The sequence below is a fragment of the Streptomyces sp. SID13666 genome (assembly GCF_010548325.1).
GTDB lineage: Bacteria > Actinomycetota > Actinomycetes > Streptomycetales > Streptomycetaceae > Actinacidiphila > Actinacidiphila fildesensis.
On the sequence record NZ_JAAGLX010000002.1, the window covers coordinates 312,359 to 334,874 of the forward strand.

At 71.6% G+C, this 22,516-nt stretch carries 25 protein-coding genes; 12 read left to right on the forward strand and 13 right to left on the reverse strand.

Going from position 1 to position 22,516, the window contains the following annotated elements:
• Positions 1–53 precede the first annotated feature (53 nt).
• Positions 54–575 carry a GNAT family N-acetyltransferase gene (locus G3I60_RS06265; RefSeq protein WP_164293930.1) on the reverse strand — a complete coding sequence of 174 codons (522 nt, stop codon included), beginning with the start codon at positions 573–575 and terminating at the stop codon, positions 54–56.
• Positions 576–619: 44 nt separating this feature from the next.
• Positions 620–1,420, reverse strand: a complete 801-nt coding sequence (locus tag G3I60_RS06270) for a putative protein N(5)-glutamine methyltransferase (protein ID WP_244809633.1) — start codon at positions 1,418–1,420, stop codon at positions 620–622.
• 202 nt (positions 1,421–1,622) lie between these two features.
• On the opposite strand from G3I60_RS06270, the gene G3I60_RS46285 reads away from it, so the two are divergent.
• Positions 1,623–1,745, forward strand: coding sequence for a hypothetical protein (locus G3I60_RS46285; RefSeq protein WP_275405913.1), 123 nt, complete (start codon positions 1,623–1,625; stop codon positions 1,743–1,745).
• 7 nt (positions 1,746–1,752) lie between these two features.
• Here G3I60_RS46285 and G3I60_RS06275 read toward each other — a convergent pair whose 3' ends face one another.
• The gene (locus G3I60_RS06275; protein ID WP_164293931.1) at positions 1,753–2,454 is read right to left on the reverse strand and encodes a phosphatase PAP2 family protein; all 702 of its coding nucleotides are present in this window, start codon (positions 2,452–2,454) and stop codon (positions 1,753–1,755) included.
• A 257-nt stretch (positions 2,455–2,711) separates the two neighbouring features.
• On the opposite strand from G3I60_RS06275, the gene G3I60_RS06280 reads away from it, so the two are divergent.
• The 3 genes from G3I60_RS06280 (at position 2,712) to G3I60_RS06290 (ending at position 8,729) form a co-directional block, all read left to right on the forward strand.
• A complete protein-coding gene (locus G3I60_RS06280) occupies positions 2,712–3,029 on the forward strand; it encodes a hypothetical protein (RefSeq protein WP_164293932.1) in 318 nt (105 codons plus the stop codon).
• Positions 3,030–3,101: 72 nt separating this feature from the next.
• Positions 3,102–7,817 carry a HEAT repeat domain-containing protein gene (locus G3I60_RS06285; protein WP_164293933.1) on the forward strand — a complete coding sequence of 1,572 codons (4,716 nt, stop codon included), beginning with the start codon at positions 3,102–3,104 and terminating at the stop codon, positions 7,815–7,817.
• A gap of 129 nt (positions 7,818–7,946) precedes the next feature.
• Positions 7,947–8,729 (forward strand): glucosamine-6-phosphate deaminase, encoded by a 783-nt coding sequence (locus tag G3I60_RS06290; protein ID WP_138355631.1) that lies wholly within the window; start codon positions 7,947–7,949, stop codon positions 8,727–8,729.
• A 64-nt stretch (positions 8,730–8,793) separates the two neighbouring features.
• Here the strand turns inward: G3I60_RS06290 and G3I60_RS06295 are convergent, their stop codons facing one another.
• Both G3I60_RS06295 and G3I60_RS06300 read right to left on the reverse strand, forming a co-directional pair.
• Positions 8,794–9,204: a VOC family protein gene (locus G3I60_RS06295; protein WP_138355630.1), complete on the reverse strand. Its 411-nt coding sequence runs from the start codon at positions 9,202–9,204 to the stop codon at positions 8,794–8,796.
• Between the two features lie 94 nt (positions 9,205–9,298).
• Positions 9,299–9,691 carry a helix-turn-helix domain-containing protein gene (locus tag G3I60_RS06300; protein ID WP_187145145.1) on the reverse strand — a complete coding sequence of 131 codons (393 nt, stop codon included), beginning with the start codon at positions 9,689–9,691 and terminating at the stop codon, positions 9,299–9,301.
• Positions 9,692–9,914: 223 nt separating this feature from the next.
• On the opposite strand from G3I60_RS06300, the gene G3I60_RS46290 reads away from it, so the two are divergent.
• Complete coding sequence (locus G3I60_RS46290; protein WP_343241022.1) at positions 9,915–10,505, forward strand: DNA-3-methyladenine glycosylase I; 591 nt, start codon at positions 9,915–9,917, stop codon at positions 10,503–10,505.
• On the opposite strand, the gene G3I60_RS06310 is transcribed toward G3I60_RS46290, so the two are convergent.
• Complete coding sequence (locus G3I60_RS06310; RefSeq protein WP_164293935.1) at positions 10,502–10,651, reverse strand: hypothetical protein; 150 nt, start codon at positions 10,649–10,651, stop codon at positions 10,502–10,504. The genes G3I60_RS46290 and G3I60_RS06310 overlap by 4 nt on opposite strands.
• Positions 10,652–10,898: 247 nt before the next feature.
• On the opposite strand from G3I60_RS06310, the gene G3I60_RS06315 reads away from it, so the two are divergent.
• The gene (locus G3I60_RS06315; RefSeq protein ID WP_164293936.1) at positions 10,899–11,288 is read left to right on the forward strand and encodes an STAS domain-containing protein; all 390 of its coding nucleotides are present in this window, start codon (positions 10,899–10,901) and stop codon (positions 11,286–11,288) included.
• On the opposite strand, the gene G3I60_RS06320 is transcribed toward G3I60_RS06315, so the two are convergent.
• A complete protein-coding gene (locus G3I60_RS06320; RefSeq protein ID WP_138355628.1) occupies positions 11,263–12,492 on the reverse strand; it encodes a phosphatidylserine/phosphatidylglycerophosphate/cardiolipin synthase family protein in 1,230 nt (409 codons plus the stop codon). The two genes, G3I60_RS06315 and G3I60_RS06320, sit on opposite strands and share 26 nt — an antisense overlap.
• A 208-nt stretch (positions 12,493–12,700) precedes the next feature.
• On the opposite strand from G3I60_RS06320, the gene G3I60_RS06325 reads away from it, so the two are divergent.
• Positions 12,701–13,096, forward strand: coding sequence for a TOBE domain-containing protein (locus tag G3I60_RS06325; RefSeq protein WP_164293937.1), 396 nt, complete (start codon positions 12,701–12,703; stop codon positions 13,094–13,096).
• A 94-nt stretch (positions 13,097–13,190) separates the two neighbouring features.
• Positions 13,191–13,874: a hypothetical protein gene (locus G3I60_RS06330; RefSeq protein WP_164293938.1), complete on the forward strand. Its 684-nt coding sequence runs from the start codon at positions 13,191–13,193 to the stop codon at positions 13,872–13,874.
• 33 nt (positions 13,875–13,907) lie between these two features.
• Here G3I60_RS06330 and G3I60_RS06335 read toward each other — a convergent pair whose 3' ends face one another.
• On the reverse strand, positions 13,908–14,162 hold the full coding sequence (locus G3I60_RS06335) for a hypothetical protein (protein WP_164606772.1): 255 nt from the start codon (positions 14,160–14,162) through the stop codon (positions 13,908–13,910).
• 132 nt (positions 14,163–14,294) lie between these two features.
• On the reverse strand, positions 14,295–15,335 hold the full coding sequence (locus G3I60_RS06340; protein ID WP_343241023.1) for a DJ-1/PfpI family protein: 1,041 nt from the start codon (positions 15,333–15,335) through the stop codon (positions 14,295–14,297).
• A gap of 141 nt (positions 15,336–15,476) precedes the next feature.
• Here G3I60_RS06340 and G3I60_RS06345 point away from each other — a divergent pair, with 141 nt between their 5' ends.
• Entirely contained in the window at positions 15,477–16,124 is a 648-nt protein-coding gene (locus G3I60_RS06345; protein ID WP_164293940.1) for an HD domain-containing protein, read from the forward strand.
• Positions 16,125–16,260: 136 nt separating this feature from the next.
• On the opposite strand, the gene G3I60_RS06350 is transcribed toward G3I60_RS06345, so the two are convergent.
• Complete coding sequence (locus tag G3I60_RS06350; protein WP_164293941.1) at positions 16,261–16,773, reverse strand: hypothetical protein; 513 nt, start codon at positions 16,771–16,773, stop codon at positions 16,261–16,263.
• 66 nt (positions 16,774–16,839) lie between these two features.
• On the opposite strand from G3I60_RS06350, the gene G3I60_RS06355 reads away from it, so the two are divergent.
• Positions 16,840–17,457, forward strand: a complete 618-nt coding sequence (locus G3I60_RS06355; protein ID WP_164293942.1) for a PadR family transcriptional regulator — start codon at positions 16,840–16,842, stop codon at positions 17,455–17,457.
• A 17-nt stretch (positions 17,458–17,474) separates the two neighbouring features.
• Here the strand turns inward: G3I60_RS06355 and G3I60_RS06360 are convergent, their stop codons facing one another.
• Positions 17,475–18,008 (reverse strand): GNAT family N-acetyltransferase, encoded by a 534-nt coding sequence (locus G3I60_RS06360; RefSeq protein WP_138355621.1) that lies wholly within the window; start codon positions 18,006–18,008, stop codon positions 17,475–17,477.
• A gap of 172 nt (positions 18,009–18,180) precedes the next feature.
• On the opposite strand from G3I60_RS06360, the gene G3I60_RS06365 reads away from it, so the two are divergent.
• On the forward strand, positions 18,181–18,531 hold the full coding sequence (locus tag G3I60_RS06365; protein WP_164293943.1) for a hypothetical protein: 351 nt from the start codon (positions 18,181–18,183) through the stop codon (positions 18,529–18,531).
• 87 nt (positions 18,532–18,618) lie between these two features.
• Here G3I60_RS06365 and G3I60_RS06370 read toward each other — a convergent pair whose 3' ends face one another.
• Both G3I60_RS06370 and G3I60_RS06375 read right to left on the reverse strand, forming a co-directional pair.
• Entirely contained in the window at positions 18,619–19,605 is a 987-nt protein-coding gene (locus G3I60_RS06370) for an aldo/keto reductase (protein ID WP_164293944.1), read from the reverse strand.
• A 95-nt stretch (positions 19,606–19,700) separates the two neighbouring features.
• Positions 19,701–20,270 carry a sugar O-acetyltransferase gene (locus G3I60_RS06375; RefSeq protein ID WP_138355618.1) on the reverse strand — a complete coding sequence of 190 codons (570 nt, stop codon included), beginning with the start codon at positions 20,268–20,270 and terminating at the stop codon, positions 19,701–19,703.
• Positions 20,271–20,482: 212 nt separating this feature from the next.
• Here G3I60_RS06375 and G3I60_RS06380 point away from each other — a divergent pair, with 212 nt between their 5' ends.
• A complete protein-coding gene (locus tag G3I60_RS06380) occupies positions 20,483–22,468 on the forward strand; it encodes a protein kinase (RefSeq protein WP_164293945.1) in 1,986 nt (661 codons plus the stop codon).
• The last annotated feature ends 48 nt before the right edge of the window (positions 22,469–22,516 follow it).

The following is a 22,516-nucleotide window of genomic DNA, read 5'->3' on the forward strand; positions in this document are numbered from 1 at the left end:
CCCTCCGGGACGTAGCAGCGTGAGGGCGGTCAGCCGGTGCCACCAGGGCGCGGTCAGACGTTCTCCGAGGTCGTCCCGGGCATCCCCGTCCACTCGATCGTGTAGTACCGCAGCCGCTCGTCCTCCGCGACGAGCCGCATGCCCGCCGCGGCCATGACACGCTGCGACGCGATGTTCTCCCGCGCGGTGTCACCGTGCACGCGGGAGATGCCGCGGGCGCGCGCGAACACCAGCAGTGCGCGCAGCGCCTCGCCCGCGTAGCCGTGCCCCCGGGCGGCCGGGACCAGGCCGTAGCCGATGGTCACGCCGCCGTTCTCGTCCGCGGGGCCGTGGAAACCCAGCCCGCCCATCACCAGATCGTCCTCGCGGCGGCGGAGCTCGTACGCGCCGAACGGCTGGGGATCCCCGCTCTGCTCACAGGTGTTCAGGAAACGCCGGGCGCCGGCGACATCCCCCTGGTCCGGATACCCCGGCGCCCACCGGGCACCCTCCCCGGGCACTCCCGCCATCACCTGCCGCGCCTCGACGACGCTCATCGGATGCAGCACCAGCCGCGCCGTCACAAGATCTTCCATGGCATCGAGGAGTATCACGCGCGCTGCCGGGAGCACACCCGGATTTACCCCGGCGGCCTGGTGCCGATGACGACGGTGGCGTACAGCTCCTCCGAAGTTGCCACCCGTGGAATCAGTCCGTCGCGGGCGACGATGCCGACGGCCTCCGGTACCTGCCGCTCGCTGGTCTCGAAGAGCAGATGGCCGCCCGGGGCCAGCCAACGGGCCGCTTCCGCGGTCACCCGCCGCAGGACGTCCAGTCCGTCGGTACCGCCGTCGAGTGCCACCCGGGCCTCGTGGACCCGGGCCTCCGTGGGGAGCAGTTCGATCTCTTCGGTCGGTACGTACGGCACGTTCGCGAGCAGGATTCCGACCCGGCCCCGCAACGGACCGGGCAGCGGCGCGTAGAGGTCCCCTTCGTACACCTGGCCACCGACGGCGTCGACGTTGCGTCGGGCGCACCGCACCGCGGCCGGGTCGATGTCGGCGGCGTACAACTCCACCGGGCCGGGCCCGGAACCCGGGTCCCCGTTCCGGTCGGACACCAGCGCGGCGCCCAGGGCGCCCGAGCCGCAGCACAGGTCGACGACCACGGACCCCGGCCGGAGCAGGGCCGCCGCCTGATCGACGAGGAACTCGGTGCGGCGGCGGGGCACGAAGACCCCGGGGTCGACGACGAACCGGTGGCCGTGGAACTCCGCCCAGCCGAGGACGTGTTCGAGGGGCAGACCGACGACGCGCCGTTCCACCATGGCGGCGAGTTCGGCGGGGGTCCGTGCGGTGGAGACGAGCAACTCCGCCTCGTCCTCGGCGAACACACAGCCGGCGGCGCGAAGCCTGGTGACGATGGCGGGGAAGGGAAACACTGATGGTGAAGCCGGCACGATGAGCCTTTCGGAACGCCTCTGGGCGCTCCCGCGGGTCACCTATGCCTGACGGTGAGCCGCACGGCCGCGAAGGGGGAGCACCCGACCTGATACAGCGGTGATGGGTCCCACCTCCTCAGTTGATCATTGGTAACGACGGCAACACTGTACCTGACCCGGGCCGGGCGGCAGCGGCACCCCGGTGAACGCGACGGCCCGCCCGGGCGCCATGTACGAGGACGCGGTGGCACGGGCCAAGGCCGCCTTCGATCTCGTCGAGAACGGCCTGCGGGGCTACGCCGTCCGCTCACCGGCGGCAGGGTGACGTCTCGTCAGTTCGGGGGCCTGCCGCCATCCAGGCCACGGCGCGCGAAGTACCGCGCGTAAAGGGTCGCGCCGAGACCGATCCACGCCGCGGCCAGTAGCCATCCGGCAAGTACGTCGCTCGGCCAGTGCATGCCGAGGTAGACCCGGGTGCTGCCGACGGCCGCGGCCCAGCACAGCAGAACGGCGCAGCACACTCGCGCGACCGCCGGGCGGCCGCGGACGGCCGCGGCCCAGGCCAGCAGACCGGCGGCCATCGCCGAGGTGGTGGCGTGCCCGGACGGGAAAGCGAAGCCGGACGCGTGGCCGGCCCAGTCGCCGACGGCCGGCCGGGCCCGGCCGATCGCTTCCATCAGGCCGTACCGGACGGCCTGCCCGACGCCGAGGAAGACCGCGGCCCCGAGCACCGCGTACATCCGCTGCCGGCTGTCACGCCCCACGATCAGCCCGGCGGCCACCGCCATCGCGTACGGCCAGAACCCCGTACCGCTCGCGGTGATCCGGCGCGCCACGGTCAACGCGAGGTGCGGCCGGTGGACCATCGACCAGGTGTGCGCGGCCCCGTCCCCGGGGAACGGCGCTCCGTGGCGGATGACGACGAACACCGCCAGCAGGACGAAGGCTCCTGCGCAGACCGCGGCGGCGGCCAGGGAGAGCGGGAAGCGGGCGCGCGGCCGCGTATCGCCGGGGTCGACCCGGTTCGCGATCATGCCGGCCTGCCTCCTCACCCACCGAGCGCCCGGCACGGCCCGTTACCGGCGGCCCGCGGCGGAGCTGTCTGTCTACAGCACTGTAGACGATTGGAACGGCCTGACCGTTCCCGGGGAACGATCGACGCGGACTCCCGTCCATGGCCCGCCGCCTGCGGGAATGTCGCCCAGGGGCCGCCGCGCACGCTGTGCCCCGTCCGGGCGCTTCACCGGCACCGGCCTGGTGGGAAATGCCCGGCAGTGGGTAGTCGACGCTCATGAGTAATTTCGTCGTCTCCTTGCCGGGCACCCTGAAGGCGCCGCTCACCCCTGAGACCAAGGGGAAGATCCTGGCCGCTCTCCAGGGCACCGATCCCCATGAAGTCGCGGAGGGCGAGTCCGCGGACCTCGACGCGCTGAGCCTGAACCCGGACACCTCCACGTTCACCCTCCGTCTGGAAGTGGAGGCGGAGAACAGCGGTACAGCACGTGCGGAGGCCCTCGCCCTCGCCGAGAGCGCGCTGCGCGGCGCCGGTCTGGACGAGCAGTCCGCGCCCTTGGGGAATCCCGTGATCACCGCGATCGATGTGAACTGAGGCCGGGTCCTCCGGATACCGCTACCGGAAACCGGCTGGTGGAGCCGGAATCGCCGCGGCTAGCATCCGGTGATGACGAACCCGGCAGACCAAGATTTCCACGATGCGCTCCGCCGGGCCGACATCGGCCGGTTGGCGGACCGGTTGGACGTGCGGGACTGTTCGCCGGACGTCTTCGGACGTCTCGTCCGGCACGAGAATCCCCGGGTCCGGTACCTGGGGCTGACCCTGCTGACCGAGCGGCTCGCCTCGGACCCCCGACCCGACGACGTCGAGTCGGCCGCGTTCGCCGCGCAGCTGCCGGGATCGGCGGCCGGACCGCCGGAGGCGGCGCTCGTACTGGCAGGACTCTACGAACGGCTGGGGCCGCACCTCGACGGGCGGCCCTGGCCGTTGTGGCGTGCGGCGCCGCTGCCGGTGCGGGTGCGGATCGCCTGGCTGCGCGCGGAGCTCCTCAACGATCCGGCGGCGCTCCGCGAGGAACCGCCGGGAGAGCTGCTGTACCAGGCCGTACGGGGAGCATCCGTCGCCGACGCGCACCGACCCGGGCAGCTCGTGGACGAGCTGGCGCGCACCGACGACCCGGTGCTGACGGCCGCGGCGCTGCGACTGGCCCGGCAGGGCCTGCACGCCGGGCTGCTGGCTCCGGCGCTGGTCCGCGAACAGCTGATGCGGCTGCTCGGTGCCGGAACCACGGACGTCACCGACGTCACGGCCGACGTGCTCAAGGAGCTCGCCGAGCCATGGGCGGCGCTGGATCCGTTGCCGGCCGGGCTGCTGGCCCCCTTTCTCGGCCCGGCTTCGGCGAACGCCGGGCCGGCCGCAGCCGAGGCCGCGCTCACGGCCGCGGCCCGGCACGGGCACCGCCACCACCTCCTGCGGGTCGTCGACGATCCCGACCTGTCGCCGGCTCTCCGGCGGCGCGCGATGGAACTCCTCGGCGACCTGGCCGACCGTGCTGACATCGCCCGCCTGACCGCGAGCGCCGCGCAGGACCCGCTGCTGTTCGCCGCACCGGCGGTGACGTGTCTTCGGGGTCTCCACCGGCGCGGGCACTTCCCCACCGAGACGGACGTGCCGGCCATCGTCGGCCTGGCGCTGGCCGATCACTCGATTCCGGCCGGTGAGCTCGCGACGATCCTGTTCACCTGCCGTCGGACCACGGCCCATGTCCTGCTGGAGCGGGAGACAGCCGCCGCCGACCCCGACCGGCCACGGAGGATGGACCTGCTCGTCGCTCTGTCCGAGCAGGGGTCCGGGAGCGAGGAGCCGCGGATCGGGGAAGCGATCACGCGTCTGCTTCCGTCCGCTCCCGAGCCAGGACCGCTGCTCGACGCGATCCGCAGGCTGCGGTACACCGACGCCGAGGACACGGTGATCGCGCACCTGACCTCGGTGCCCGCGGCTGCTCTCGACGCCCTGGAAGCCATCGGCGGGCACCGGACGGTGGCGGCGCTGCGGGAAGGGCTCGGTCTCGCCGCAGCGGAGAACCCGGGGGTCATCGCACCTCACCTGCGCGCCGTACGCGAGCGCGCCCTGGAACTGCTCTGGCTGCTGACGACCGATCCGGAGCAGCGGCGCGCTCTCCTCGGCCGTCTCGACGCCGCCGATCTCCCCCGGCGCATCGCGGCCGACCTCGGCGGCCCGGACGAACAGGAGTTGGCGCTCCTGAGCTCCCATCTGGACCCGGACGAGCCGGTCGCCTCCCTGTGCAGACTGGCCGCCCACGCGGCCGTCGGCACCCTGCCGGTCGTCGCGGACCTCCTGCTGCGCGTCGTGGCCGATCTCGCGGCCGAGGAGGCGAGCGGCGCGGCGCGGCCCGTCCGCGACCGGCCGCCGGCCGGCGAGCCTGCGGTTCCCGACGAAGTCCTCAATGCCGTGTGTGCTCTGGGGGTTCGTCTCCACGAACGCGGGAGGATCCGGCCTGCCTGTCTGCTCGACGCCACGACCGCGCGGGCGGCCGGTCATGCGCTGGTCGCGAGCATGGCGCTCGATCTGCTGGACCGGCCGGGCGTGTCGGACGGCGAGCGGACGATCCTGCTCGAACTGCTGCTGCGGGTGCCCTACGCGCGCACCCGCCGACGGGTGCACCGCCTGCTGCGGAATCGCGACCCGCAGGTGCGCAAGCACGTGATCGCGCTGCTCGCCCGTGACACCACCGGCGACGACGCCCAGGCGCTGTCGGCGTCGTTGATCGCGCTGACCGCCACCCGCGACGTCCAGGACATCCAGACCGTACGGCAGGCGCTGCTCGCCCTGGGCCATGCGCGGGCCCGCTGGGCCGCCGGTGCGGTCGCCGCGTGTCTCGACCATCCGAACATGAACATCAAGAAGACCGCCGCCGGGGTCCTGGCCCTGGCGGGCACGCCGGCGACGGTGCCGAAACTGCTGTTCCGGCTCGGCCACCACGACAATCCGGGGCTACGTGACGCACTGGTCGCAGCGTTGCGCGCCATCCTCGGCGCCGCGTACGCGGCGACCGTCCTCGCCGCCGCCGAGCACCCTCCGGAGGACGATTCCGGGCACGACTCCGGGCCCCGATCCGGTCACCACGGGGAAGACCGCACCCGGGGAATGCTGCTGGCGGGCCTCGACGGCGAGTTGTCCGCACGCGCGGTCCGCGCGCTGGAGCACCAGGCCTCCCCTGTCGCACCAGCTCTGCTCGCCCTGGTGGCAGCCGGCCGGGTCCACCTCACGGCCGGAACCGTCGAGGATCTGGCAACGGCCATGACCCGGCACGGAATCGACGTACTTCCCGGCAGCCGGCCGGCGGAGGACGGTCAACCGGACCGCGACGTACGGTCGTTGACGACCCGGGGCTGGGACCCCTCGGTCGCCCTCCGTATCGCCGAGCGGCCGGATCCGCCGACCGCCGGGCAGTTGACGGCGCTGCGCCCGTTGTTGGCTGGCTGGCTCCGGCTGGCCGCCGCGGAACCCCGCGTCCGAGGCCCTGTCCTGCGGTTCACCCTGCGCCTGTGCCCGGCGCCGTGGACGGACGACGAGCTGACGGTCCTGTCCCGCTCCACCGGAGTCGTGCTCGACGAACTCGCCGGCGGACCCGGCGCCCTCGCGGCCGCCGATCGCGACGCCCTCCTCGCCGTTCTCGAAGCCCTCGCACCGAAGCTGTCCGCCGTCGGGAGGTCGGTTCTCGCCGACGCGGTGCGCGCGCTGCCGCCCGCTCCGGCAGGCGACCGCTGCACGCTGACGCTGCTGCGCCGGTGCGGAGCGGTACTGCTGCGCACCGACCTCGACCAAGCGGTCGCCGCGGCCCGGCTCGGTGCCGACGCCTGGCAGGCCGAGTCCGCTGTCCTGCGGGAGGCATTCACCGTCCTTCCGGACCCTCACTCCCCCGCCCGGGCCGGCACCCGGGAGGCCGCCGAGGCATCCGCCGAGGTCGCCGCATGGCAGGGCGCACTGGACTCCGCGGTACGCGCCCCGAGCACCCTGGCACTGGAGGAGCTGCGCCACCGCCACGACGACGTCCCTGGCTCCCGGCAGCGGCTGGCCGCGCTGGTCGACGCGTACGCCTTCGCCCGCCCCCACGCGCGCGATGTGCTCCTCGACTGGATGACGGATCTCCAGCCGCTCGACGCACCGGCCTGGACCCTCGCCGAGACCGCCCGCGAGGCAGTCCCCGCACCGCGCACCGTACGGGTCGACGACCTGGACCAGCCCCGTTCGACCGCCCTTCGGGAGCGCCTGCTGACCTTGCTGGACTCCGCCGACCGGGACCGCCGGGACACCGCCGCGGGGGCGCTCCTGGAGTGGCCCGAGCCGGAGACCCGGCTTCTCGTACTGCGGGCGTTCCTACGTGGCCGTGTCACGGTGCGGGTAGGCGGTGAGGTGGCGCGTCTGCTGACCGGCATCGGCCTGGTCGAACTGCGCGGCCCGGAGATCCTGCCCGACCGGGTGGCCCGCGTGGCCGGGCAGCTCCACCAGGGGGATCTGCTTCCGCTGGTCCCGCTGCTGCTGGAGTACTGGGAGCACGGCTCGCCCGCGTTCCGTCCGACCGCCCGTGACCTGCTCCGCCGGGTGCCCGCCGATGCGCTGGCCGAGCACCTGGCCGGCCGTCTGGACGCCGGCGCCTGGGGATTCCTCGATCTGCTCACCGGCCGTGCGCCGCTGCGCACCCCCGCGCTGGAACGGATCTGCCGGCGGCTGCGCGCCGAGGGCCACGACGCTCTCGCTGACGGGCTCCTTCTCGTCGAGGGCCCCCTGCGCGGCCCGGACGCCGGGCCGCAGGACGCCGCCGCTCTGGCGGCGCTCCGCGCCCGCGCCCAGGGCACGCCGGGAGGAGCCGTGCCCGGTCCGTCCCGGGACGAGCTGATGAACCTGGCCCGTTCCGGTACCCCCGACCAGATCCGCCGGGCGCTCACCCGGCTGGCCGGGGCACACCCCGATGATGCCGAACTGACGGAACTGATCGGCGAGTTGCTGCGCCATCCCCGGCCCAGGGTCCGCCTGCACGCCCACCGGACCTCACGGACGGTGCTCGACCGGCGGACGTATCTGCGGCACACCTCGGTGCTGCTGGACGACCCCGAGCCGAATGTCGTCCGCTCGGCGGTCCTGGCCCTGAGCCACGGGCGCTGGGAGCCCGCGATCCCCGCCATCACCGGACTGCTGGAGCACGCCCATCCCGTTGTCCGGAAGACAGCGGCCGAGGGGCTGATCGTCATGGGCGCACCGGCGGTCCCCGCTCTGCGGTACGCGGCCGACCACGCCCGACCGGACCGGCGGACGCGCTATGCCGACGTGCTGGAACGGATCCTGGCGGCCGGCGGATAACGCGTGACCTGGTCGTGAACCTTTGCCGTACCGCGGGTTCCGAGTGCTGGACCGCCGCCCCGTCCGCCGCCCTCCTCCGGTAAATTGGTCTACACCACGATATGTATGCCTCAGAACGGTGGAATCAGCATGGAAGTAGTGATCGTTCCGGACGCCGAAGCGGGCGGCGAACTCATCGCCTCCGCGATCGCCGGCCTGCTCGCCCGCAAGCCCGACGCCCTGCTCGGCGTTGCCACCGGATCGACGCCGCTGCCGATCTACCAAGCGCTGGCCGCCCGGGTCCGCGCCGCCACCCTCGACGCCTCGCGGGCACGCATCTGCCAGCTCGACGAGTACGTGGGCCTCCCCAAGGGGCACCCCGAGTCCTACCGCTCGGTGGTGCTTCGCGAGGTCGTCGAGCCGCTCGGACTGACCGAGGCGTCCTTCATCGGCCCCGACGGCACCGCCGAGGACGTCGCCGCCGCCAGCTCCGACTACGACCGCGCGCTGGCCGCCGCGGGCGGTGTCGACCTGCAGCTGCTCGGCATCGGCACGGACGGGCACATCGGGTTCAACGAGCCCTGCTCCTCGCTCGCTTCCCGCACCCGCATCAAGACGCTCACCCAGCAGACCCGCGTGGACAACGCCCGGTTCTTCGACTCGCTGGACGAGGTTCCGCACCACGTCATCACCCAGGGCATCGGCACCATCCTGGAAGCGCGCCACCTGGTGCTGCTGGCGACCGGCGAGGCCAAGGCCGAGGCCGTGGCGCTCTCCGTGGAGGGCCCGCTGTCCGCGATGGTGCCGGCCTCGGCGCTGCAGCTGCACCCGCATGCCACCGTCGTCATCGACGAAGCGGCCGCGTCCGGCCTCAAGCTCGCGGACTACTTCCGCGCCACGTACGCGGCGAAGCCCACCTGGCAGTTCCTCTAGTCCGTGCGATTCCAGCGGCTGCTGTCCGGCAGCAGCCGCTGGAGCGGTCGTGACCGGAGGGGCCTCAGGCCTTCGGCTGGGTGAAGCGGATGCTGTTGCCGAAGGGGTCGCGCAGGCCGCAGTCGATTCCGTACGGGCGGTCGGTGGGTTCCTCGGTGAACTCGACGCCCCGGCTCAGCAGCGTCTCGTACGTCTTGCGGCAGTCGTCCGTGCTGAAGATGAGGTGGCCGCCCATGGCGCCCTTGGTCACCAGCTCGCGGACCTGCTGTGCCGTCTCCTCGGACATCGCCGGAGTGCCCGGCCTCTCCAGCAGGATCTGCCGCTCGGGGTGACCCGGGATGCTGACGGTCAGCCAGCGCATGAAGCCCATGTCGATGTCGGCGCCGACCTCCAGGCCGAGCTTACCGACGTAGAAGTCGAGGGCTTCGTCCTGGTCGAGGACGTAGATCTGTGAGTGCGTGATTGCGGTGAACATGTGCATCACGCTACCGAGCGGGCCGGGCGAAAACTTATCCAAAACTGCTCGGTCTCCGGAGGGGCCCGACAGCGCCGACGGGCAGTGACTGCGGTCAGGCGCTCGGCCGCGTCCACGCCATCGTGAAGCACGTCGGTACGTTCGCGGCCGCCGCCTCCTTGCGGTACGTCCTCGGTGACCGGCCGACGATGTCGCGGAACGTGCGGCTGAAGGTCCCCGGGCTGCCGAAGCCGACCTCGAAGCAGATGTCCGTCACGCTGTGGTCGGTCTCCCGCAGCAGGAACATCGCGCGCTCGACCCGGCGGCGCTGCAGATAGCGGTGCGGCGTCTCCCCGAACGTGGCCCGGAAGGTGCGGGCGAAGTGGGCCTGCGACACATGGGCGATCCGGGCCAGGGCCGCGACGTCCAGCGGCTGCGCGTAGGCACGGTCCATCGCGTCCCGGGCCCGCAGCATGCGGCGGTTGGTCTCTTCTGCTGCGCTGCTCACGGCGCCATCACACCACGGTTCCGCGCCGTCCGGAGAAGATCCGGCGGCCCGTGCGCGCCCCCCGCCGTGCGGTGTCGCGCACCCGCGACTGTCAGTGCCCCGCAGTAGCATCCGGTGTATCCGGACCGGCGGCCGCCCCGGGCCGGCAGTTCCGGGACGGCGGCCGAGTCCGTATACCTTGCCCGACATTCACTGCCCGACCCAGCAGCCCCGAGGACAGCCCGTGAGCGCAGCGACCGCCGGTACCGTCACCCGTTGTGCCTGGGCCGAGGGCTCCGAGCTCATGGCCGACTATCACGACACCGAATGGGGCGTCCCGTCCCATGACGACGCCTATCTGTTCGAGCTGCTGCTCCTGGAAGGCGCCCAGGCGGGTCTGTCCTGGTCCACGGTGCTGAACAAGCGCGAGAACTACCGCAAGGCCCTCGACGGTTTCGACTACCGGAAGATCGTCCGGTACGAGCAGGCCAAGCTGGACGACCTGATGACCGATGCGGGCATCGTCCGCAACCGTCTCAAGGTCGCCTCCACGGTGAAGAACGCCCGCGCCTTCATCGCGACACGCGAGGAGTTCGGCTCCTTCGACACCTACCTGTGGCAGTGGGTCGACGGCACGCCCGTGGTCAACCGTCCCCGGCCCACGGATCCGCTGCCGGCGCGCACCGATCTCTCCGACCGGCTGAGCAAGGACCTGAAGCGGCGTGGTTTCACCTTCGTCGGCACCACCATCACCTATGCCTATCTCCAGGCGGTCGGCGTCGTGAACGACCACGCCACGACGTGCACGGCCCAGGGCCGGCCCACGTCTCGCTAGGCGCGGATCTCCCCTTCGTCGTCGAGCGGGCAGGCCGTGGGCCTGCCGTCGTCGTCACCGTGGTAGATACGCCCATCGTCCTGATCGGTTTCGGTCCCGCTCGGGAGGCCGATGTTGTCGCCGCAGTGACACACAATGGTGATCATCGCTTCTCCTCGGATGTGCTCTGGACACTGTTCTGGGACGTGCTCCGGGAAAGGCTCCCGAAAGGTCTCCGGAAGGCCGGGGGACCACTCACCACTCCATCCCAGTCCCCGGCCCCGGTCCTGTTCTGCTGGTCCGGCCGGGTTCCATCGGTGCACGAGGGCACAAGTGTGCGAAGCGCCTGACCGGAGGCGGACCGCCTGGCAGAATGACGGCACGGGGCAGTCGATCTTCGAGTGGGAGTGCTCCATGACGCGCTTGCAGGCGCGACGGATACACCGTCATGACGGCGTGGCCGTCCTGGCGGTCGTCGGTGAACTGGACCTGGACAGCGAGCAGGTGCTGGCCGATGCCACCGCATCGGTGCTGGACACCGGCCAGGTGCGGCTGATCCTGGACTGCGGCCAACTCAGCTTCTGCGATTCACGCGGACTGGGGCTGCTGCTCAGCCTGCGGCAGACCCTGGACGACCGCGGCGGCTCCCTGGTCCTGGCCGCGCCGAGCGATCAGCTGCTGCGCACCCTCGAACTCACCGGCGCCGACCAGGTCCTCACGCTGACCGACGGCGTCGAGGAGGCCGCCGGACTCCTGCTGCCTCCCGGCGCCACCGGCATCACAGGAAACGCCGGATCGGGATGACCGCGACTTCCTGAAGCCGCTGCATGGAGGAACGCCGGTTCCACGAGCCGGACTCGATCAGTTCGCTGACCGCCCGGTCCTCCTCGAAGTGCCCGTCGAGGGTGGCGGTGAAGGTCTCGTCGAGAACGGCCAGCATGACCTCTTCGTCATGGTCCAGCGAGCGCCGGTTGAAGTTCGTCGACCCGATGAGCGAGGCGACATGGTCGATGGTGATCACCTTGGCGTGCATCATCGTCGGCTGGTACTGCCAGATCTTCACTCCGGCCGCGACCAGTTCCTCGTAGAAGTTCTGCCCCGCCAGCTGGCACACCCGCTTGTCGGTGTGAGGTCCTGGCAGCAGGATCTCCACCTCCACCCCACGCCGGGCCGCCTCGCACAGCAGATGGATGAAGAAGGCGTCGGGTGCGAAGTACGCGGTGGCCAGGCGCAGACGTTCCTGGGCCGACTCGATGACCACCCGGATCAGGGTCTGCATGTCCTGCCAGCCGAAGCTGGCGGAGCCGCGCACCACCTGGACGATCGCGTCGCCCTGCGGAGCGTGTTCGATGAAGCGGTCACGGTCGTCGAAGAGGTCGGCGTGGCACTCGGCCCAGTTCTGGGCGAACGCCGCCGCGATACCGTCCACCGCCGGGCCGCGCACCTGCACATGGGTGTCGCGCCACTCCTTCTCGTCGCGGGCGTCGCCGCACCACTCCTCGGCGATGCCCACGCCGCCGGTGTACCCGGTCGACTCGTCGACGACCAGGACCTTGCGGTGGCAGCGGTGGTTCTGCTTGAGCGGTGAGAGCCACAGCGGCTTGCGGAACCAGGCGACCTGCACCCCGGCCTGCTCCATCTCGTCCAGCAGTTCCTGCTCGATGAGCCGGCTGCCGAATCCGTCCAGCAGCAGCCGGACCCGCACGCCCTCGCGGGCCCGGCCGGCGAGCGCGGCCGCGAACTCCCGGGCGATCGCACCGCGCCAGTAGACGAAGGTCATCATGTCGACCGTGTACCGCGCCGCCCGGATGCTGCCCAGCATCGCCGCGAAGATCTCGTCACCGTTGCGCAGCGGCACCAGGGCGTTGTTCTCGGTCGCCGCGATACCGATGAGCCGCTCCAGCCGGCGCCGTATCCGCTGCTTCCGTTCCGGGTACGACAGCTCGCCCGGCACCGTTGGCGCACCGGCCCCGGGCAGCGTCTGCTCGTGGTCCTCGACGGTCGTCATGCGGATTCTCCTGCGTAGAGAGCTGCTGAGGTGTTTGCTGCCCCGCCGTACGGCACCGATGTCCGGATCTCGGAGCGAGGTGAGCCGTTTGGACTGGGCCAACGTACACACCTGCCGGTGCTGCCGCCGAAGTTGGCCGTGCCGTGGCGCGTCCGGGATCCGGCGGATCGGAAGCCGCCGGCGCGCGGCGCACGGGTATCGTGCGGACGTGTCGTCCTACAGCATTGGCCAGGCAGCGAGAGTGCTGGGTGTGAGTCCCGAGACGGTCCGGCGATGGGCCGACGGTGGCCAGATCCGGATGGACCGGCACGGCCCGGGGAACCGGGTGATCGACGGGGTGAGTCTGGCCGCGTTCGCCAAGGAGCGGGCCGCCGGGGTACCGACGGGGCCCGACGCGGTCGCGACGTCCCTGCGGAACGCGTTCAGCGGGATCGTGACGGGCGTGACGCTCGACGATGTGGCCGCTCAGGTGGAGATCCAGGCCGGGCCGCACCGGATCGTGTCGGTGGTGACGCGGGAGGCCGTGGAGGAGCTGGGGCTGGCGGTCGGGGTGACCGTCACCGCCCGGGTGAAGTCGACCGACGTGCACATCGACAAGCCCTAGTCGTATCCGGAAGCGGTCAGCGGCACGGCAGCGCGGCGCGCAGATCGGGACCGCAGCGCGGCGCGCAACGCTTCCGGCCGGGTACGGTCCTGCCATGTCTGCATCATCGGAAGCCTCACCGTCGCCCTCCTCCGCCGCACCGTCATCCGCGCCTTCCGCCGTGACTGCGGACGATCTCGACCGGTCGGTCCAGCTCGCCGTCGCCGCCCTGCGGAACGCGCCCGCGACGGCTTGGGACGGTAAGGCCGGTTCGCTGGAGTGGGATTGCTGGGAGACCGTCGAGCACCTGAGCGACGATCTGTTCGCCTACGCGGCTCAACTGGGCCCCAGGACACCGCCTTTGGAGGGTGAGGTGCCGTTCGTCTGGGAGAGCCGGCGACCCGGTGGCCCGGCGAACGCCGTCCACGCGGACCGTACGGCGGGACCTGACGGACTGCTGCAGGTGCTGGAGGCGTGCGGTGCCCTGCTGGTCGCCATGGTGCGCACGACGCCATCGCGGACTCGCGCCTTCCACGGCTTCGGCGTGTCGGATCCGGAAGGGTTCGCCGCGATGGGGATCGTGGAGACCCTGGTGCACACCCACGATCTGGCAGAGGGACTCGGCCTCGCCTGGACCCCGCCCTCCGACATCTGCTCGCGCGTGCTCGACCGGCTCTTCCCGGACGCGCCGCGGACCACTCACCCCTGGCCCACCCTGCTGTGGGCGACCGGGCGAGCCGAACTGCCCGGCCACCCCCGCGTGACCACATGGCGCTGGTTCGGCGAGCCCCGGCCGTAACTCGCCCGCTTCCCCGGCCCGCCACCGCTCACCTCACCCGATCCGCACCTCGTACGGAGCGCCGGTGCTGATGGCTTCGGCCTGTTCCAGCAGGTCGGCCGGGGAGAAGCCGAGCCTCGCGTTCTCGGCCGCCCGGCGCAGCAGGGGAAGTATCTCGGCGACGGGCCGGCTGCGGTGGGATCGGCTGAGGGAGGCGAAGTCGCGCTGGTAGGACGTGCCGTAGACGTCTCCCCATTGGGTCAGTGACCGGCCCAGGCCCTGCCGGTCGACCGTGATCCTGTTTACCATCGTGGTCCTCCTCAGCCATACGCCGTCCGCCGGTTCACGGACCGGTTTTCGACGCTACCGGGGAGGTCTGACACTGCCCGTGGGGCCGGCCCCGGACGGGACCGGCCCCACAGGCGTTCACGAGGCGTTACGTCACGTTGCCGGAGCTGGCGGAACCTCGGTGCGCGTGCTGCGGAAGCGCGCGGCGTAGGCGGAGGGCGTGGTTCCCAGGTGGCGGGCGAAGGTCCTGCGGAGGGTCTCGTCGCTGCCCAGTCCGCTGTGGCGGGCCGCGGAAGTCACGCTCTCGCCGCGTTCCAGCAGCATCCGGGCGGCTTCCAGCCGCATGGTCTCCACGTACGCGGCCGGGGTGCTGCCGGTGTGATCGCGGAACAGCCGGGACAGATGACGCGGGCTCACACCGGCCTGCCCGGCCAGGGCCTGCGGGCTGTGGTCGGACGCCGGGTCGGCCGCGATGGCGTCCAACAGCGGACGCACGACGGGGTGGAGCGTCGCGGTGATGCGGGAGGCGGCGGAGAACTGGGACTGCCCTCCCGGCCGTTGCAGGAAAACCACCAGGTCACGCGCGACCCGGCGGGCCTCTTCCGGGCCGTGGTCCTGTTCGACCATCGCCAGGCAGACGTCGATGCCGGCCGTCACCCCGGCCGAGGTGAGGACGGTCCCGTCCTGGACGTGGATGGCATCGGGCGTGACCCGGATGTCCGGGTACCGGCGGGCGAGTTCCGCCGCGTGCTCCCAGTGCGTCGTCGCCCTGCGGCCGTGCAGCAGGCCGGCCGCCGCGAGCGCGAACGCCCCGGTGCAGACCGCCGCCACGCGCTGCGCCCGCGCCGCCAGCCGAGCCACCTGCTCGACCAGGGCGGGTTCCCTCCGGAGGGTGTCGAGGTCGGCGGGGCCGGGGACGATGAGCGTGACCTCCTGGCCCGCCCGCTCCCCGGGGCCAACCGCTTCCGCCGGGGCGTCCCCGTCCGTCCACCGAGTGCGTTCGGCCTGCTCCGCGGAGAGGTCGGCCGCGATCCGCAGGCCGGTGGAGGTGATGACGTCCCGTCCCCCGGGGGTGCACACCCGCACGGCGTAGGCGCCCGTGTCCCGCCCGGCGGTGGCGAAGACCTCCAGCGGAGCGGCGACGTCCATCAGCCGCACCCCGTCGAAGGCAAAGACGATCACTTGGCGCTGCACCCGTCCACGGTAGCCGCATGTCCGCATCTGTGGGGTTCCTGTCTTCAGCGACATGGCGCGGCGTCCGGCACCGCGGGCAGGCTGGAACAGTCACCAGGGCCGGTCGGGCCCGTTCCCCGAGCAGAGGAGAGGAGCCGTTCCATGACGGTCCAGGAGTCCAGCGCCGCCGGAGTGTCCGTACCGGACACCAAGCTCGCAGCCGAGGCCACCGAGCTGGTGCGCGACACGGTCGGCGAGCTGATCTACCACCACTCCCGCCGCGTCTACTGGTTCGGCAGCCTGCAGGGAGCCAACCGCGGTCTGCGGTTCGACGCGGAACTGCTCTACGTCGCAGCGATGTTCCACGACTTGGGCCTCGGCGAAACCTTCCGTGGCAGCGGGCGCCGCTTCGAGGTGGACAGCGCCGACGAGGCACGCCGCTTCCTGCTCGGCCACGGTCTCCCCGAGGACGGCATCCGGCGGGTCTGGACGGCCATCGCCCTGCACACCACCCCCGGCATCCCCGGCTTCATGGAGTCTGAGGTCGCGCTGCTCACCGCCGGCGTCGAGTACGACGTCCTGGGCATCGGATACCGGGACATCCGTGACAGCGACCGCGCCGAGATCACCGCGCTGCACCCCCGCCCGGACTTCAAGCGGCGGATCCTGGAGGCGTTCACCGCGGGCATCGCCCCGAAGCCGGAGACGACGTTCGGGAACGTGAAGGCCGATGTCCTCCAGCACTTCGTCCCGGGGTTCGAGCGCGGCGACTTCGTGGAGACCATCCAGAACTCGCCCTGGCCCGAGTAGACCGGCTCCCCGGCTGCCCGACTGCCCGGAAGCGGCCTGCAAAGCAATGAGGGCGGCGCGGATCCGTGGAGGATCCGCGCCGCCCTCACCATGTTCGTGGAACGGAATTCTTGACTACTGACGTGGCGGCACCGGGTCACCGATCGGTGGTGCCGGAGACGGAGCGGGTCGGGTCGTCGACGGTGGGCAGGACGCCTTCGCGGCGGGCGCGCTTGGCGTCTTCGAGGAAGGTGCGGGAGAAGATCGCGGACAGGTGCGCCATGCCGTTGCGGTGAACGCGGATCTCACCGCCGTGCACCTTGCCACTGATGTGGATCCGGCGGCCGCTGGGGGTCGCCGAGGCGCTCTCGAGGTCCTTGACGCGGCCGCGGCCGACCCAGGACAGGCTCCCGAAGTGGTCGAGGGTCGCGTCGGAGGGCACGAGCAGCTTGAGCATGCCGTGGTCGATGTCGACGTGGACGTGGATGTCGCCGTCGGCGATCTCGGGAGAGCGCAGGTCCAGGACGACCGCGCCGCGCCGGGTGCGGATCTGGAAGCGGTTGGCCTCGGTCCAGTTGCCGAGGTGCTTGGTCATCGTGTGGTCCGCGTCGATGCAGACCGGGCCGTTGTCGGGAGTGAAGTCTTCGCGGAGGTTCTCTGTGTTCGCCATGGCTTCATAGTGGCACACCTTCTAGTGTTCCGGCAACTAGTAGGAGGGCGGTGTACATTTATCTCTGTGACCACTAAGTTCCGGCGCTCCCCGTTGGCCCTGGCGATCCTCAGCCTTCTGGAGAACGGCCCGATGCATCCGTACGGCATCCAGCGCCTCATCAAGCAGTGGGGCAAGGACCAGGTCGTCAACGTCGGCCAGCGCGCGACCCTCTACAAGATGATCAGCCGGCTCCAGGAGGCAGGGCTGATCCAAGTCCAGGACACCGACCGCGATCACCGGTATCCCGAGCGCACGACCTACCAGGTCACCGACAGCGGCCGGGACGCCGCACGCCAGTGGCTCGCGGAGATCCTCTCCACGCCACGCAACGAGTTCCCGGAGTTCCCCGCCGCGCTCTCCTTCTTCCTGATGCTCACCCCGGAGACCGCTCAGGAGCTGCTCACCGAGCGCCGGGACCTGCTGCTCCGGGAGATCGCCGAACTGGACGCGGCACTGGCCACCGAGGCCGAGGGCTTCCAACTTCCCCGCGTGACCATGCTGGAGACCGAATACGTCCGCACGATCACCGGCGCCGAACTGGCATGGGTCACCGGCGTCCTCGACTCCCTGCGCGACGGCTCCCTCACCTGGGACTACGAGGAGCTCCGGAAGCTCGCCACGGCCTCGATCCCTGGCGTCTGATCCGGGGCCCGTTCGCGTCAGGCGTGGTACTCGGTGAGGTCGATGCTGTGCACGCGAAGCGGCGTCCCGTACTCCGGGTGCACGGTCTCACGCTCCACGACCATGCCGAGCTTCCGCATGACGTTCTCGGAGGCGTCGTTGCCCACCGCGGCGATGCTGATGACGCGGTCCAGGCCGCGATCCTGGAGCGCGAACTCCAGCGTGGCGTGGGCGGCCTCCGACGCGTAGCCCTGGCCCCAGAACTGCCGGCCGAGCCGCCAGCCGATCTCCACGGCGGGCAGCACCTCCGGCAGGAAGCTGGGCACGGACAGTCCGGTGAATCCGGCCAGTTCACCGGAGGCGAGCAGCTCGACGGCGAAGAGCCCGAAGCCTTCCTCGTCCCACTCCTCCTCCCAGCGCTCGATGGCCTCCGCGGTGCTCTCCAGATCACGGACCGAGCCGTCCGCGATGTAGCGCATCACCTGCGGGTCGGCGTTGATCTCCGCCATGGGCGCGAGGTCGTCGTCATGCCAGCGACGGAGGATGAGGCGGGGGGTACGGATTTCGGTCATACCCGCATCCTGCCGAACGCGGCGGCCCCAGCGGTAATCGGCACTCCCGGCGCACGGGCCCCGGCCCCGGCCCCGGAGAACTCCCTGGCCGCCCGACGCACGGCGCCGCTATCCTGCACTCTCCTGACCAGCGGAATCACCGACTTCCGCCCCTCCGCAGAAGGCACTCACCATGACCGGCCGACCGACGACAACCCTCTGGCGCCCGACCGGTCCGAAGGAGCTGGAGCTGGTCCGGGAGCTGGAGTGGCGTGCCTGGCCGCCGCGCCTGCCGGAGCAGCCGATCTTCTACCCCGTGCTCAACGAGGACTACGCGGTCAGGATCGCCCGGGACTGGAACGTCAAGCACGACGGCGCGGGCTTCGTCACCCGCTTCGAGGTCGACTCCGACTTCGTGGCCCGGTACCCCGTCCAGCAGGCCGGCGGCCGGACGATCCTCGAACTGTGGGTCCCGGCCGAGGAGCTCGACGAGTTCAACGCCCACATCGCCGGCACGATCGACGTGGTCCACGAGTTCCGCTGAGCCGCAACGCCGGGGCCGTCGGGCCTGCATCGGGGCGGGGTCGGAGATCACACCGGCGGTACGAGGGTGCCCGCCGCAGGCGACGGGTTACCGCGCCGCGTCCAGCCGCTCGCGCTGCTCCGCAGTCAGCTCCAGGTCGACCGCGGCCAGACTCTCGTCCAGCTGCGCCACCGAGGAGGCGCCGACCAGCGGGATCGCCGGGATCTCGGATCCGATCAGCCAGGACAGCACCACCTGGTTGGCGGTCGCCCCGGTCTCCTTGGCCACCTGCCGCAGTGCGGCGAGCCGGACCGGCGTGCCCGAGTGGTCGAACTCGGGGCCCAGCGGCTTGTCCTCACGGACGTAGGCACCGCCCAGCAGTGGCGAGTAGGCGACGAGCGCGAGTTCGGGGTCGGAGCGCAGATAGCTGAGATGGTCGCCGCTGAGCACGCCCTCCTGGCCGTCCGGGGAGCGCCGGCTCGGGAAGTCGGTGCGCTGCCGCAGATAGCTGTGGTGGAACTGCAGGACCTCGTACCCCGGCAGGCCGGCCGCCGCGGCCAGGCTGCGGGCCTGCTCCACCCGCCACGCGTAGTGGTTGCTCGCCCCGAGCAGACCGACGGCGCCCTCGGCGACCAGTCCGGCGAAGCTCTCGACGATCTCCTGCGTCGGTACGCTCGTGATCTGGGTGTGCGCGTACAGCAGGTCCAGCTTCTCCATACCGAGCCGCTCCCGGCTGCGCTCCGCGGACTCCCGGATCGTCTTGGCCGACAGGCCTTCGACGTCGAGGGCCATGGTGGCGCTGGGGGCGAGCGGCCGCCCCCCGAGCTTGGTGGCGATGGTCAGCTCGTCACCGGCACCGCGGCTGCGGCGCCAACGGCCGAGCAGTTCCTCGCTCTCGCCGCCCTGGGTGCCGTTGACCCAGTAGGCGTAGTTGTTGGACGTGTCGATGAAGGTGCCGCCGGCTTCGACGAACCGGTCGAGGATCGCGAACGATGTCGCCTCATCGGTGATCGTGCCGAACAGCATGGCGCCGAGACTCAGCACGCTCACCTCGCGGCGGGTCGCCGGGTCCTTGCCGATCGTGCGGTACCGCATGTGCGTTCCCCTCGTCGAACCCATCGGTGCCGGGCTTTGAGCAGGAGTCTGCATCCTGGAGAGCGCTCTAAGTCAACCCCCTCCGAACAGGGCGGTCAGGTGTCCAGCGAGCGGATGACCCGGGCCGGATTGCCGACCGCCAGGACACCGGCCGGCAGGTCCTTGGTGACCACCGCACCGGCGCCGACCACGGTGTTCTCGCCGATGGTCACTCCGGGGCAGACGATCACCCCGCCGCCGAGCCAGACGTTGTCGCCGATCGTGATCGGCACCGCCTTCTCCCAGCCGGCCCGCCGCCGCTCGGTGTCCAGCTCATGGGCCGGCGTCAGCAGTTGGACGTTAGGACCGATCTGCACGTCGGCTCCGATGGTGATGGGCGCCGCGTCGAGGAAGACCGCACCGAAGTTCACGAACGTCCGGGCGCCGACAGTGATCTGACGCCCGTAGTCGCACTGGAACGGCGCACGGATCACCACCCCTTCGCCCACCGCGCCGAGCAGGTGCTCCAGGAGCTTGCGACGCTCGGCCGGTGCGGGCCGCGCACCCGGGTCGACCGAGTTGTAGGCCGCGCACAGCTCGGCACGCCGCTCGGAATCCGCACCCAGGTCGGGGTCGTCCGGGAGGTACCAGTCGCCGGCCAGCATGCGTTCCTTGTTCTCGCCCACAGGGGTCCTCTCTCCCAGATCAGCCACGATAGCCAACAGCGCGGGCGGGCAGGCGGGGCTCGACAGCCCCGCCGGATCTGGCGGCACGCCGACTTGCGCGACACACCCCACCGCGGGCCGCGCGGCTCTACTCTGATCGTGGGCCGGATGCGACGCCGGTGGGGGAGCTTGCGGCGCCCGGCCGGCACGGGTTCCGGAGGGGGTGCGGCACGGTGGAACAACTGGGGCCCGGGGATCCGCGGCAGGTGGCGCAGTACCGGATCAGCGCACGGCTCGGCGCGGGCGGCATGGGGCAGGTCTATCTGGCGCGCTCACCGGGCGGCCGGTCCGTCGCCGTGAAGGTGGTCCGGGCCGATCTGGCCCAGGACCCGCAGTTCCGCATCAGGTTCGCCCGTGAGGTCGAGGCCGCGAAACGGGTCAGCGGGGTCTTCACGGCACCGGTCATCGACGCCGATCCGAACGCGGACCCGCCGTGGCTGGCCACCGGCTACGTCCCCGGACCGTCCCTCACCAGCGCCGTGACGGAGTTCGGCCCGCTGCCCGAGGACTCGGTGCGCATGCTCGTCGCCGGGCTCGCCGAGGCACTGGTCGCCATCCACCGGGCGGGGCTGGTCCACCGGGACCTCAAGCCGTCGAATGTGCTGCTCGCCCTGGACGGTCCCAAGGTCATCGACTTCGGCATCGCCAAGGCGCTGGAGTCCGTGGGGCTGACGATGGCCGGATCGGCGATCGGCTCACCGGGATTCATGGCGCCCGAGCAGGTCACCGGTGGCGAGGTCACCTTCGCCACCGACATCTTCGCGCTGGGCGCGGTGCTGGTCTTCGCCGCGACCGGCCGGTCCCCCTTCGGCACCGGCCCCACCCCCGCGCTGCTCTACCGGGTGGTCAACGACGAGGTCGAGGTGGACGACCTGCCGGGCGGACTGCGCCCGCTGGCTCGGAGCTGTCTGGCCAAGAACCCGTGGGAACGGCCCAGCGCGGCGCAGATCCTGGACGGGCTGGACTCCCCCGATCAGGCGCCGACCGCTGCGTTCGCGTCGGGCGGGCGCTGGCTGCCCGCGCCGCTGACCCGGGCGATCCTGCGCCAGTCGGGGATGCTCGACGAGGAACGGACCGTGCTGGACCCGCCGCCGGCCCCCACCGCTCCGCTCACCGCACCGGCGCCGTCCGGCTACGGCTATCCCGGTCCGGCGGAGGGATCGGGTCGTGCGGAGGGAGCCGGCCCGCCCGCGGGGTTCGGCCCGCCGCCGTTCGTCCCGGCCTCCGGCGGGACCGGGTACAACGGACCCGGCAGCCACAGCGCGTACTCCACCGTCCCGGCCCCGCAGGCCCCGCAGCATCCCGGAGTCCAGCGGCCGCCGAAGCGCCGCCGCGCGATCCTCGCGGTGGCCGTCGCGGTGCTGCTGATCGGCGGCGGTGTGGCCATCGCGCTGAACCAGTTGGGGAACAAGGACGACACGGGTGGGGACAGCAAGGCTTCGGGCGCGCCGAGCACGGCCTCACCCGCCCCGGACGGCCCGGCCACCGCGCTGCCCTGCGGCGGCATCAACGACCCCTTCACCTCGAACGTGAGCGCCGCCGGCTGGCATCCGATCAACAAGATGGAAGACACCATCGCGCTCCCCGGCGGCAAGCTCGACATCACCGCCGCCGACGGCGCCGATCTGCGCGCCGACATCCCCTCGATCGGTGCCAGGGCGCCCATGTTCTACCGGGAGGTGAACGGGAACTTCACCGCCGAGACCGAAGTGAACGCGTCCCCGCATTACACCTACCAGGGAGCCGGCCTCTTCCTCAGCGCGGCCGACTTCGGGTACATCCGGCTGGAGCGCGGCTACGGCGACACCGGCGGCATCACCTTCGAGTACTTCAGGGACGACGGGAAGTACGTCACCGTGGACTACGCCTTCACCACCGCGGCGGCCAAGGGCAGGACGCTCGTCAGGACGGACGCCACCAGCGTCCAACTGCGGCTGCGGCGTACCGGCGATACGGTGACAGCGTCCTGGCGGGCGAGCGGTGCGGCGGACTGGCAGCAGCTGGGGCAGGCGCCGACTCCGGGCACGTCGGGAGGCAAGGGGACACCGGAACTCCGGGTGGGCCTCTCCGTCGTCAACCGCGCCCAGTCGCCCCAGGGTGATCCGCAGAAGCGGCCCTTCACGGCGTCCTTCGACCACGCCAACATCACCTGCGGCTGAGCCCGTCCGACTCCGGGCCGCCGTACCGCCGGCGTCACTGCGGGCGCC